Genomic DNA, 12363 nt, shown 5'->3' on the forward strand with positions numbered 1-12363 from the left:
CCTTCACGCTTGTCAGCAAGCGGGCGGCGGGAGTAGATCGCTGGCATGAGCGATTTCAGACCCCTGTCCGCCGACTTCAGCGTCGCCCCGCAGATCAGCATCGAGGATGTCGCCGAGGCCAAGGCTCAGGGCTTTGCGATGATCGTCAACAACCGGCCTGACGGCGAGGAGCCGGCGGCGCCGCAGGGACTCGACATCGGACAGGCCGCGGCCGCCGAAGGACTGGCCTATGCCGCTATCCCGATCGGCCATGCGGGCTTCAGTCATCCGCAGATCGATGCGCTGGACACGCTGCTGGCCGATGCGACCGGGCCGATCCTTGCCTATTGCCGGTCGGGTACGCGCTCGACGCACCTTTGGGCGCTGGCGCAGGCGCGCGGTGGGAAGGACGTCGACGGGATCGTCGAAGCGGCAGCCAAAGCCGGCTATGACCTCTCCGGGCTGCGACCGATGCTCGACGCGCTCGCGGGGGATCGATGACCGCACAAGACCTGATCCAGCTTGGCATATCGCTCGTCGCGGTGCTTTTCGTCGCCTGGCTGGTCAAGCGCATGGGGCTGGGCGCCGATCCGCGCATTCAGGATGCCGAACATGCCATCCGGCTGGCCGAAGAGGCCGAAGCGGGATTCCGGGGCGTCGAGGTGGCCCGCGACCGCGCGGGCTTTTCCGCGATCGTACGCAATGGCGAGGGACGGATGATGCTGGTCCGTGCGCATGGCAATCATTTCGCGGCGCGGCCGGTCGATGCCGCTGTCGTTGGCCGGCTCGACAAGGATTTCCTGACGTTGACGATGCCGGAGAAGACGTTCGGCGCGGTGACGTTGCAACTGGGGAAGGACGCGGGGATGTGGGCGAGCCGGATGCGGGATCTCAACTGTGGATAAATTGCCCGACCCCGTCGTCTATGCGGTGCCCGCCTTCATCCTGCTGTTGATCGCGGAGATGGTGATCTCGCTGCGCGCCGACAAAAGTCGTTATGAGGCGCGCGATACGCTGACCTCGCTGATGCTCGGCACGGTCAGTCAGGTCGCGGGGGCGCTCGTCGGTGCGGCGGTGGTCGCGATGGCGGTGTGGGTCTACCAGTTCCGTCTGTTCGATATCGGTATCGATTTCCGGACCTGGTGGTGGGCGTGGATCCTCTGCTTTTTCCTCGACGATCTCGCCTATTATGTCTTTCACCGGAGCGCGCATCGCGTGCGCTGGTTCTGGGCGAGCCACGTCATCCACCACAGCTCGCAGCATTATAATCTCTCGACCGCGCTCCGGCAGACCTGGACCGGCTTTTTCAGCCTGACCTTCCTGTTCCGCCTGCCGCTGTTCCTGATCGGTTTTCCACCGGCGATGGTGTTCTTCTGCGCCGGCATCAACCTGATCTACCAGTTCTGGATCCATACAGAGGCGATCAAGCGGCTGCCCGCATGGTTCGAGGCGGTGATGAACACCCCATCGCACCACCGCGTTCACCATGGCGTGAATCCCCGCTACCTCGACGCGAACTATGCCGGTGTCTTCATCATCTGGGACAAGATGTTCGGCAGCTTCGTTCCGGAGCGCGACGACGAACCGGTCCGCTATGGCATCGTCAAGCAACTCGGCAGCTTCAACATCCTGTGGGCCGCGGTGCACGAGTGGGTGGGGATCGCGAAAGATGTGTGGCACGCGCCGTGGAAGCACAAGCTGTCCTATATGTGGCGCGAGCCCGGCTGGAGCCACGACGGCAGCCGCGCGACGAGTGCGATGATCAAGGACCGCTGGCGCGCGGGGCGGGCGGCAGAGCCGGCCGAATAGCCCAGCCATCCGATGCGTAGAGCGCGATCGGGAATGGGTCTTGCTTCGCCACTTAATGACATTCATGTAAGCATCGGGACGACCGCCAGCAGGCGGCGCAAGGGAGAGTCGCGGCATGGATCAGTTCGACATCATCGTCATCGGCGGGGGAAGCGCGGGAAGCGCGGCGGCGGGACGGCTTGCCGAGGATGGGTCGCGGATGGTCTGTCTGGTCGAGGCGGGCGGACGCAACGACAATATGCTGATCAAGACGCCGGGCTTCATGCCCTTCATCCCGGGTGCGTCGAACTACAAATATGAAACGGTGCCGCAGCCGGGCCTCAACGGCCGCACGGGGTACCAGCCGCGCGGGCGCGGGCTGGGGGGATCGAGCGCGATCAACGCGATGGTCTATATTCGCGGCCATGCCTTCGACTATGATCAATGGGCCTCGCTCGGCGCGACGGGGTGGAGCTACGCCGACGTGCTGCCCTGGTTCAAGCGGGCCGAGGGCAATGAGCGGGGAGCCGACGATTTCCACGGCGCGGGCGGTCCGCTGAACGTCATGGATCAGCGCTGGCCGAATGTGACGAGCCGCCGCTTCATCGAAAGCGCCGCGGCGTTGCAGTTGCCGCGCACGCCCGATTTCAACGGGGCGAGCCAAGAGGGGTTCGGCCTCTATCAGGTAACGCAAAAGGGGGGCGAGCGCTGGTCGGCGGCGCGCGCCTATGTCGAGCCGCTGCGAGAGAAGCCGAACTTCGCGGTGCGCACCGGGGCGCTGGTCGAAAAGATCCTGGTCGAGAACGGCCGTGCAACGGGCGTGGTGATCCGCCGGGGGCGTGCCACCGAAACGCTGCGCGCGCGGGGCGGCGTGGTGCTGTCGGCCGGGGCGTTCAACAGCCCACAGATCCTGATGCTGTCGGGGATCGGCCCCGCCGCGCACCTGAAGGACAAGGGCATCGACGTCGTTGCCGATCGCGGCGGCGTCGGTGCGAATCTGCAGGATCATATCGACTATGTGTCGAGCTGGGAAACCCGCTCGCGCGACCCGCTCGGCGACAGCCTTGGCGGTACATGGCGGATGGTGAAGGCGATCTTCGAACATCGCACCCGGCGCACCGGGATCATGACGACCTGCTTTGCCGAGGCCGGAGGATTCTGGAAATCGCGCCCCGACCTGCCCGCGCCCGACATCCAGTATCATTTCGTCCCCGCGATGCTGGAGGATCATGGCCGCACCAAGGTGAAGGGCCATGGCTTTTCCTGCCACGCCTGCGTGCTGCGGCCCGAGAGCCGGGGGTCGGTTACGCTGGCGTCGCGCGATGCGGCGGCGCCGCCGGTTATCGATCCGGGCTTTCTGACCGACGATCGCGACATGGATACACTGCGGGCCGGCGTGCGGATGATGCACCGCATCGCCGCCGCGCCGCCGCTGCGCGATTATGCCGGGGCCGACCGGCATCCGGTCGATATCGACGATGATGCAGCGCTGGATGCGCTGATTCGCAGCCGTGCCGACACCGTCTATCACCCCGTCGGCACGTGCCGGATGGGCAGCGATGGCGATGCCGTGGTCGACCCCGCGCTGAAGCTCAACGGCGTCGATGGATTGTGGGTCGCCGACGCCAGCGTGATGCCGCGGCTGGTGTCGGGCAACACCAATGCGCCGAGCATCATGATCGGCGAACGCGCCGCGGATTTCGTGAAGGCGGCGCTGGCGTCATAGCGGTCGGTCGCGGTCGGATCGGTGAGCTGGCGCACGATTCGACGTCGCCTTGGTCGCCGCTGTGCGTTGCCCATGCTGCGCGATTGGCACATACGATACTGTAATATCTAAACTTTATCGCGGAAATATGCTGCGCACAAAAAAAGAGGGCCGGAACTTTCGTCCCGGCCCAGCCTTTCAGGCTCTCCCCTCCTGAAACTGTTGACGCAATGAATGCCACATTAATGTCATGTTGGGAAGGCCAAAATTGCGGCAGCCCCGCCCAAAATTTGTGCAGCAATTTGTGCAGCATCGGGATCGGCTTCCGACATTGCGGGAAGCCGATCCCGACCGCGATCAGAACGTCTTGCGCGCGGTAATGCCGAAGGTGCGTGGCTGGCCGACCGTGTAGCCGAGGCGCGCGCGCCCGCCGCGTTCGCGGTCGAACGACAGCAGGGCATTCTCGTCGAACAGGTTGTTCACATAGGCGACCAGCGACAGGCCGTTATCGAAATCGACCCCGGCGCTGAGGTTCACCAACTGATAGTCGGGCAGTTGGAGGTCGACCGTCGTTGCGGCCCCCGCCGGGGCGCCGCCGAAGGGCAGGCCGTGGACGAAGGTGCGCGGATTATTCTCCTGATCCGCCGGCTGGGTATAGCGGGTGCCGACGTGCTGGACAGAAGCCGACACATAGGCCTTTGCCGTATCGCTGACCGGGAATTCATAACTGCCCGAGGCCGATAGCTGGAATTTCGGCACCGAGGGCAGGCGGTTGCCATCGCGAATGCCGGTCGCGGTGACCAGCGCGCCGGGCAGGGTGGTGTCGAATTCGGCCTCGATGATGCTGCCCGACAGGTTGAAGTCGAGTCCTTCGGTGGGGTTCAACCCCAGTTCGAATTCAAGCCCCATCGAGTGCGCTTTCGGCACGTTGAAGACGATACGCGACGAGCAGCTTCCCGCATCGAGTGTCACCTGCAGGTTGCGGATATCGTTATAGAAACCAGCCGCGTTGAAGGTGAAACCGCGCCCCCCGGACTTCACGCCGAGTTCGTAGTTCCACAGCGATTCGTCGTTATAGCTCTGGAAGCCGCCGAACAGCGCCGCGTCGGCGGGCGAGCAGAGCGGCAGGTTGAGCGGATCGTTGACCCCGCCGAGGCGGAAGCCCTTCGACGCCTGGGCATTGATCGTGACATCCTTCGCAACGTCGTAAGACAGGAGGAAGCGCGGGGTGAAGCCGCTCGACTTCGTGCTGTCGGTGCGGTTGTCGCCGTTTGCGAAGAGGCCGCCAGACTTGAAGCTGCGCGTTTCCTTGAAGTCGTAATAGCGCCCGCCCGCCGTTGCGGTGAAGGCATCGGTGATGTCGTAGCTGACCTCGCCGAACAGCGCGAACTGCTTGATGTCGTAGGGCAGATACGCATTGTAGGGCGAATTGGCGGCGAAGCCGTTCGCGACCGCCGCCGATGTCCCGGCACCGAGCGTCGCGTCGGTCACCGCGTCATAGCCCGGCGTCGGCAGCGTCTGCGAATAGACGCGGTCGATCTTCGAATAGAAGGCACCGAGCACCCACTGGAACGGGCTGTCATTGTCCGACGCGATGCGCGCTTCCTGCGTCCAGGTTTTGAGATCGGTCGTATCGACAAGGTTCGACGGCAGCAGGACGCCCGCGTCGGGGAAGCCAAGATCGACCGACACCGAACCGGTGAGCGCGCTGGCGTCGCGGCTGACGAGGATGTCGCGGTTGATATAGCTGGTCACCGAGGTGAGCTTTGCCCCGCCAAGGCCGATGTCGATCTTGAGGTCGGCGATAAGGGTTTCGTCCTTGAACCCTTCGCGCAGCAGCAGATATTGCTCGCGCTCGTCGAACGTCACCTTGGGCCGCGTGGTGGTGAACTCGTTGGCATAGAGATTGTAGATCTCCTGCCGGTTGAAGCCGTCGGCGGTCACCTTCTGATAGACGATACGCGGGGTGATCGACAGGTTTTCGCTGGGTTCGAACGTCAGCGCGAGGCGTCCGCCATAGCGTTCGCCGCTGTTGACGTCGTTGCCGCCCGCCGGGCCGATCGCGTTGATGAAGCCGCCGTAGCGGGTGTAATAGCCGACCGCGCGCAGCGCCGCCTTCTCTCCCATCGGAACATTGATCGCGCCCTTTAGGTGGCCGCCGATATCGTCGCCGTCGACAAGGTTGAGGTTCGCCTCGACCGCCCCTTCGGTCACGCCGAGCTTGGGCTGGTTGGTGATGTAGCGGATCGTACCGCCGACCGAACCCGATCCGAACAGCGTGCCCTGCGGACCGCGCAGCGTTTCGACGCGGTTGAGGTCGAACAGGTCGAGATCGGGGGTGAAGAGCGAAAGCGAGATCACGCTTTCGTCGAGATAGACGCCGACCTGTTCCTTGACGCCCGGCTGGTCGCGGACGACCTGTCCCGCCGAAACGCCGCGCACCGACACCTGGCTTTGCCCCGGCCCGAGGTTCTGGACCGAAAGACCCGCGACGTTGCGCGACAGGTCTTCCAGCGTGACCGCGCCGGATTTCTGGATATCCTCGGCGGTCTGCGCGTTGATCGAGAAGGGAATGTCCTGAATGCTCGTGTCGCGCTTGGTCGCGGTGACGATGATGGCGTTGCCGTCATAGGTATCCGCCGGTGTTTCCTGTGCGGCGGCCGATGTTGTGATCGCGAGCGCGAGCGTTGAAAGCCCCGCCAGCAGGGCGATGCGAACTTGCATATTATCCTCCCAGTTGCGTGCGCGGGGCTATCTTGCCCCTACGGCAATCACTGCTGCGCCTTTGGGTCGCACAAGGCAATGGGGTGCGAATCGAACATGAAAAAATGGCCGGGAGCTGTTGCATCCCGGCCACAAGTGGTTCGCAGGAGGAACCTCGGTAGGACCCCGCCGCCTGTTGAAAGAGGAGAGAGAGCGGCGGCGGGTATCCTGTCTCGTCAGATGTTGTAGGCGCGCTCCCCATGTTCGCCGAGGTCGAGCCCTTCGCGTTCGACCTCTTCGCTGACACGGAGGCCGGTGAGTGCCTTGGCGATGGTGATGGCGATCACGGTGCCGACGGTGGCCCAGACGATCGTCGCGGCGACGGCGGAAACCTGCGTCACGAGCTGCGGGCCGATGGCGAAATCCTCGCCGCCGGGGCCGCCGAGGCTCGGCGCATAGACGATGCCGGTGCCGATTGCGCCGACGATGCCGCCGATGCCGTGGATGCCGAAGGCGTCGAGCGCGTCGTCATACCCGAGCTTCGGCTTGAGCGCTGTGACGGCATAGAAGCAGATCACCGAGGCGACGGCGCCGAGCACGATGGCGCCGAACGGACCCGAATTGCCCGCCGCCGGGGTGACCGCGACGAGGCCGGCGATGATGCCCGAGCAGAAGCCGAGCGCCGACGGTTTGTGGCCCGCGACCTTTTCGGCCAGCATCCAGAACAGCGCGGCGGAGGCAGTGGCGACGAAGGTGTTGATCATCGCAAGCGCGGCCGAGCCATTGGCCTCGAGCGCCGAGCCGGCGTTGAAGCCGAACCAGCCCACCCACAGGAGACCGGTGCCGACCATCGTCAGCGTCAGCGAGTGCGGTGCCATGATTTCCTTTTGATAGCCGATGCGCTTGCCGAGGATGATCGAGGCAACGAGCGCCGAGACGCCGGCGTTGATATGCACCACGGTGCCGCCCGCGAAATCGAGCGCGCCCATTTCGAAGAACAGCCCGCCGGCCGCCCACACCATGTGTGCGATCGGGAAATAGACGATCGTCAGCCAGATGATGCCGAAGACGATCGCCGCCGAGAATTTCATGCGTTCGACGGTCGCGCCGAGGACCAGCGCGAGCGTGATCGCGGCGAAGGTCATCTGGAAACTGATGAACACATATTCGGGCAGCTTGAACCCGTCGCTGAATGTGTCGGCGAGGCTGTCGGGCGTCACGCCCGCCAGGAAGAACTTGCCCCAGGCGATGAAGGCATTGCCTTCGGGGCCGAAGGCGAGGCCATAGCCGTAGACGACCCAGACGATCATTGCGAGGCACGCGAGCGCGCCGATCTGCGTCATCGTCGAGAGCATGTTCTTGGTGCGGGTCAGGCCGCCATAGAAGAGCGCGAGGCCCGGCAGGATCATCGCCAGCACCAGCACGGTCGAAGTCATCATCCAGGCAGTATCGCCCTTGTCGACCACGGGTGCGGGGGCCGGTGCGGCAACCGCTTCCTGTGCCCAGGCGGGCAGCGCGGCGAACAGCGCGAGGCCTGCGGCCCCGGCGCTCGCCGCCATCTTGTTTGCGAACGTCATATGTTCCCCCTTCGTCATTAGAGCGCGGCCTCGCCGGTCTCGCCGGTGCGGATGCGCACGGCCTGACCCACGTCGAGGACGAAAATCTTGCCGTCGCCGATCGAACCGGTCCCGGCGCTTTGCTGGAGTGTTTCGACGACCCTCGGTGCGAGCGCGTCATCGCAGACCAGCTCGATCTTCACCTTCGGGACCATGTTGGTGGCATATTCGGCGCCCCGATAGATTTCGGTCTGCCCTTTCTGCCGGCCGAAACCCTTGACCTCGGTCACGGTCATGCCGGCGATGCCCAACCCGGTAAGCGCTTCGCGCACCTCGTCGAGCTTGAATGGTTTGATGATAGCCAGGATCAGCTTCATGATGCCCCCTTCTGCTTGTGACATCATGTTGCAGTGCAACAGCCGTGCCAGATTGCGCGAGCGGGGTGGAAGGTGACATTTTATGGCGGCCCAGGTGCCAGTGACGGGCTGGATCGTTCACGCGGCAGGCAGGTGAGGCACAGGATTGCCTAAAATTTGGGCGGAAGGGTCCTGACCCTAAGTATCGACCTTGGCGAACCGGGCCCAGATCGGGAGATGATCGGACGCGCGCGCGGCCAGAGCGCTCTGGTGAACGCCGGCGTCGATCGCCTCGAGGTCCGGCGACGCGAAAATGCGATCGAGTTTCGCGACCGGCCGGCGGCTGTGAAAGCTGTGGCCGGTATCGACAAGGCGGTGCCGGGCCCCAAAATCGGTCAGGCAACCGCCCGACGAGCGCCATTCGTTGCAGTCGCCCATCAGGATCGTCGGCAGATCTTCGCCTTCGGCGACATGATGCAGGATCGCGCGTGCCTGTTGGCGCCGCCGCAGTCCCGAAATGTCGAGGTGCATGCCGACGACCCGCAACCGGGTGTCGCCGATGCGCAGGATCGCCGCGACCGCGCCGCGCGGTTCGAGCGTCGGCAGATGGAGGGCGTGGCTTTCCTCGACCTCCACTCCCTTGCGGACGAGGAGAGCGTTGCCGTGCCAGCCGATCGCAAAGGGCCGGCCATCCAGCAGATCGACCGGCACATAGTCGCTATGGTCTTCGAACATGTGGGGCGGGATCGCGCTGGCGCGGGTGCCGAACCGGCGATCGGCTTCCTGCAGCGCGATGATGTCGGCGTCGAGCTCCCGAAGCACCGACAGAACCCGGCCGGGGTCGCGGCGGCGATCGAGCCCGATGCCCTTGCGCATATTATAGCTGGCGACCTTGATCATGGGGGAGGGGACTGGCTTTCGGTAGGGGTCTTCAGGATCAGGACGAATGAGCGGCGGGTTCGGTTGCGAGTCTAACCCGCGCCGAATTCGGCAATCAACGCGCGCGCGTCGTCCAGGTCTTCGTCGAGGACCATGACGCGGACGGGGATCAGCAACCCCACGCTTTCGGCGATATTCATCCCCGCGTCGAAACAGACCGCGTGAACGCCGGCGCTTTCGAGGCGGCCGCGCAGCAGCTCGGCCTCCCAGCCATTGGGCAGGCGGACGAGTTCGACGAGCGCCATCAGCCGGCGATGAACCGGTCGGTGGGGCGCGTCGGCAGGCCGTCGATGCTTTTCGTGCGGCCCTGAAGCTTTTCGACCCACAGCACGGGGTCGGCCTGGCGGTGATATTTTCGCAGCGTTTCGCGTTCGTGCTGCAATTCCATCATCGGCACGCCCCAGCCGCAGCTTGTCTGGACGCTTTCGACATCGATGACGAAAATCTGACGGGTGCCGGGCAGCAAGGTAAAATGGGCGGCAAGCGCGTCCCAGTCGCCATCCTGCGGCAACACCGCACGGCCGCGACCATAGATGCGCAGGATCAGGGCCGAGCGGTCAAAGGCGCAGAACATGATCGTGATCCGCCCGTCGGCCGCCAGATGGGCATGGGTCTCGTTTCCCGATCCGCCGAGATCGAGATAGGCGACCTGCGAGTCCGACAAGACCCTGAAGCTGTCGGTATAGCCTTTGGGCGACAGGTTGATGCGACCTTCCGGGGCCGCCGTCGCGGTGAAATAGACCGGCTGCCTTTCGATGAAGGCGATGTGTTTGTCGGTCAGCGTTTCGGTGAATTCGGCCATGGCGTCTGCTCTCCGTCGGGCGTGCCTATCACCAATCCTTCCCCTCTTCTATTGCCGCCGCCTCGTCGGGGCGCGACGCGCGACCGAGGGCTGCGTTGCGGTGCGGGAAGCGGCCGAAACGATCGACGATGTCGAAATGCTTTTGCGCATATTCGAGCGACCGGGGGTCGGTGAGCCGGGCCATCAGGCGCAGCGATTCCCGCTGGTCGGCGATATCCTCGCTATGCTCGAAGGGCAGATAGGCGAACTGGCGATGTTCTTCGGGCAGGCTTTCGTCCCAACCGCGCTCGACCATCCCGCGCGCGATCGCGCGGGCCAGCTCATCGGTCGCAAAGGCATCGGCGTGGTTGCGGTAGATGTTGCGCGGCACCTGGTCGAACAGGATGACGGCGGCGAGCGCGGTGTCGGGATCGGTCAGAAAGGCGCTGGGCGGCAGCGCGCGCAGCGCATCGTGCCAGTCGCCCGCCAGCGCGCGGACCTCTTCGTCGAAACGGGGGCCGCCCCCATACCAGTCGTCGAAACCATGTTCGTCGAACCAGAAGAGGAGAAGCTGCCGGGCCCAGTCGGCCGGGGGTGCGGCCGGTGGTTCAAGATCGTCCGTCATCGTGCGTCCTTCGTCTGTCGTGCCGCCGAACAGAATAGGGCCTCGCCCGTCGAAAGCGAGACCCATGCCGAGCCATTCCGATCGAAGTTCGGGGTCTCGTCCGGAAGGGCGAGGCCGTTTCTATTCTGCTTTCGGGCGACGATAGGGAACGAATTCGCCAAGCGAGACGAAGCCGCTGTAGAAATGGCTGGTGCGATCGTGCAACTGCACGGTGTCGATGCTGCAGAGCTGGCTGCCCGTCGTTTTGGTGACCAGAATGTCATCGTCGTCGAGCGATTCGGCCCCGCCGCGCGGACGGTTCACCCAGTAGGTATTGCCGGATTTGTAGACGATCGCCGTCCTGTCGATGATCTGCGAACTGCGCGCGCTCAAGAGCGAGATGCAATCCTGCGGTGCGCCGGCGACACGTCCGTCGAGCAGCTTGGCGAGCTGGTCTTCGGGTGCGAGCTTTTCGCGCGCCGAAGCCGACGGCGACGCTGCGATGGCCGCGGCGGCAAGAAGCGTGGGGACCAGGTGACGCATGGTTAGACTCCTGTCTGCAACATACCCTACCCGCTCCCCCTTTACACAAGTACGGGTGAACAGGGGCTGACTCGCGGACGAATCAGCAGGCCCCGTCGGGAAGCGGGATGCCGAGCGGACCTTTGCATTTCTTTTTCTTCGCCGGCTCGGCCGGCGTGCCGGCGCCGCCGCCGCTGGTCGAACCCATGCCGCCAAAGTCGGCGCCGATCAGCAGCATCGTGTGCGAGCGGAAACGCACTTTCGCCGTCCAGTCGATATTCCATACGGCATTGCCCGCGGGCTTCGGCGGATAGGAGAAATTGGCCTCGGGTCCGAAGGCGTTGAGGTTGCCCAGCATCATCTCGCCCGACGCCTTCTTGACCTCGGCGGGAATCTGGCAGCTCGTCTGCGACGGCGGCATCACGATCTTTTTCGTGATGAGGTTCGCCACGACCGACGGCGGCAGCCAGTCCCACAGCCCGCCGCCGAACTCCTTCGACGCGCTGCTGGTCCACCAGACGATGTCGCCGCCCTTGTCCTGCCGGTCCATGCCGCCGATCGTCCAGGCGACATAGCCGGTTGCGTTCGGCACCGAATTCCAGCGGACCATCACCGACTGGTCGCCCTGGATCGCGGTCGATGCGGAAAGCCCCTGCATATAATCCTGCGCGAGGGTGAAATTGATATCCGACCCGATATTGCTCGCGACGCGGTGGGCGCCGAGCAGCGACGAACCCGATCCGGGCTGCTTGCCGCCCTTGGCGTTCGGCCAGTCGACATAGGATTTGCTGTTCGCCTGACTGACTTCGCGAATCACCGGGACGGCGCTGGAAAACAGGTTGGGCGGGATCTGACCTGCCGCAACCTTGGCGAAATCGATGATCACCGGCTGCCCCGGACCCGCTTTCGCGCCGCAACCCCAATAAAGGAGAAGGCGACCCTTCGGGCGTTCGAACTCGGTCGGATAGCTGCCTTCCTTGCGTTCGGGGGCGATCAGCGGCACCGATTTGCCGAGTTTCGCCTGCGGCAGGAAGAAATGATCGCCCTTGGGCGGCGGCGCGGTCGGACCCTGATCGGCGCCGAGGCGAAGATTGAGCATATAGGCGACGCGGCTGCTGGGATCGCCGCCGAACGCCATGCCCAGCGCGCCGCCAAGACCACCCTTGCCGCCCGCCATCGCGGCGAACCCGGACATCGTCGCGACGTCCATTTCATAACGTTCCTTGGGGCCGCTGGTCTTTTGCGCCGAGCCGGGAACGGCGGCGAGCATCGAGGCGACAGCGGTGATGGAGACGAAACGCAGGCTCGAACGCATGAAATCCTCCCTGTTGCGGGACATGTCCCCGCGGATGACGATGCGGCCCAATTCTTCTTCTGTTTGAAGGGGGTATAGGCGGGTGAAGCGCGTTCGCCAAGTGAGCAGGGTCACA

At 64.5% G+C, this 12363-nt stretch carries 13 protein-coding genes; 4 read left to right on the forward strand and 9 right to left on the reverse strand.

The window, feature by feature from the left end; genetic code table 11:
• Positions 1 to 45 precede the first annotated feature (45 nt).
• The 4 genes from JNM03_RS01355 to JNM03_RS01370 all read left to right on the forward strand — a co-directional run bounded on the left by JNM03_RS01355 (position 46) and on the right by JNM03_RS01370 (position 3493).
• The gene (locus JNM03_RS01355; protein ID WP_294033867.1) at positions 46 to 480 is read left to right on the forward strand and encodes a TIGR01244 family sulfur transferase; all 435 of its coding nucleotides are present in this window, start codon (positions 46 to 48) and stop codon (positions 478 to 480) included.
• Positions 477 to 884, forward strand: coding sequence for a hypothetical protein (locus JNM03_RS01360; RefSeq protein ID WP_294033868.1), 408 nt, complete (start codon positions 477 to 479; stop codon positions 882 to 884). Before JNM03_RS01355 ends, JNM03_RS01360 begins: the two co-directional genes overlap by 4 nt.
• A complete protein-coding gene (locus JNM03_RS01365; protein ID WP_294033869.1) occupies positions 877 to 1788 on the forward strand; it encodes a sterol desaturase family protein in 912 nt (303 codons plus the stop codon). The genes JNM03_RS01360 and JNM03_RS01365 overlap by 8 nt, the downstream gene beginning before the upstream one ends.
• Before the next feature lie 115 nt (positions 1789 to 1903).
• The gene (locus JNM03_RS01370; protein ID WP_294033870.1) at positions 1904 to 3493 is read left to right on the forward strand and encodes a GMC family oxidoreductase; all 1590 of its coding nucleotides are present in this window, start codon (positions 1904 to 1906) and stop codon (positions 3491 to 3493) included.
• A 336-nt stretch (positions 3494 to 3829) separates the two neighbouring features.
• Here JNM03_RS01370 and JNM03_RS01375 read toward each other — a convergent pair whose 3' ends face one another.
• The 9 genes from JNM03_RS01375 to JNM03_RS01415 form a co-directional block, all read right to left on the reverse strand.
• Complete coding sequence (locus tag JNM03_RS01375; protein WP_294033871.1) at positions 3830 to 6196, reverse strand: TonB-dependent receptor; 2367 nt, start codon at positions 6194 to 6196, stop codon at positions 3830 to 3832.
• A 215-nt stretch (positions 6197 to 6411) separates the two neighbouring features.
• Positions 6412 to 7752 carry an ammonium transporter gene (locus tag JNM03_RS01380; RefSeq protein WP_294033872.1) on the reverse strand — a complete coding sequence of 447 codons (1341 nt, stop codon included), beginning with the start codon at positions 7750 to 7752 and terminating at the stop codon, positions 6412 to 6414.
• 17 nt (positions 7753 to 7769) lie between these two features.
• Positions 7770 to 8108: a P-II family nitrogen regulator gene (locus JNM03_RS01385; protein WP_003043080.1), complete on the reverse strand. Its 339-nt coding sequence runs from the start codon at positions 8106 to 8108 to the stop codon at positions 7770 to 7772.
• 177 nt (positions 8109 to 8285) lie between these two features.
• Positions 8286 to 8987, reverse strand: coding sequence for an endonuclease/exonuclease/phosphatase family protein (locus tag JNM03_RS01390; protein ID WP_294033873.1), 702 nt, complete (start codon positions 8985 to 8987; stop codon positions 8286 to 8288).
• 71 nt (positions 8988 to 9058) lie between these two features.
• Positions 9059 to 9271 carry a DUF2007 domain-containing protein gene (locus JNM03_RS01395; protein ID WP_294033874.1) on the reverse strand — a complete coding sequence of 71 codons (213 nt, stop codon included), beginning with the start codon at positions 9269 to 9271 and terminating at the stop codon, positions 9059 to 9061.
• The gene (locus tag JNM03_RS01400; protein ID WP_294033875.1) at positions 9271 to 9828 is read right to left on the reverse strand and encodes a pyridoxamine 5'-phosphate oxidase family protein; all 558 of its coding nucleotides are present in this window, start codon (positions 9826 to 9828) and stop codon (positions 9271 to 9273) included. The genes JNM03_RS01395 and JNM03_RS01400 overlap by 1 nt, the downstream gene beginning before the upstream one ends.
• A gap of 28 nt (positions 9829 to 9856) precedes the next feature.
• Complete coding sequence (locus JNM03_RS01405; RefSeq protein ID WP_294033876.1) at positions 9857 to 10432, reverse strand: DUF924 family protein; 576 nt, start codon at positions 10430 to 10432, stop codon at positions 9857 to 9859.
• 120 nt (positions 10433 to 10552) lie between these two features.
• Entirely contained in the window at positions 10553 to 10954 is a 402-nt protein-coding gene (locus tag JNM03_RS01410; protein WP_294033877.1) for a hypothetical protein, read from the reverse strand.
• An 82-nt stretch (positions 10955 to 11036) separates the two neighbouring features.
• Positions 11037 to 12248 carry a hypothetical protein gene (locus JNM03_RS01415; protein WP_294033878.1) on the reverse strand — a complete coding sequence of 404 codons (1212 nt, stop codon included), beginning with the start codon at positions 12246 to 12248 and terminating at the stop codon, positions 11037 to 11039.
• Positions 12249 to 12363 lie beyond the last annotated feature (115 nt).

The organism is Sphingopyxis sp. (genome assembly GCF_016793825.1).
Classification (GTDB): Bacteria; Pseudomonadota; Alphaproteobacteria; order Sphingomonadales; family Sphingomonadaceae; genus Sphingopyxis.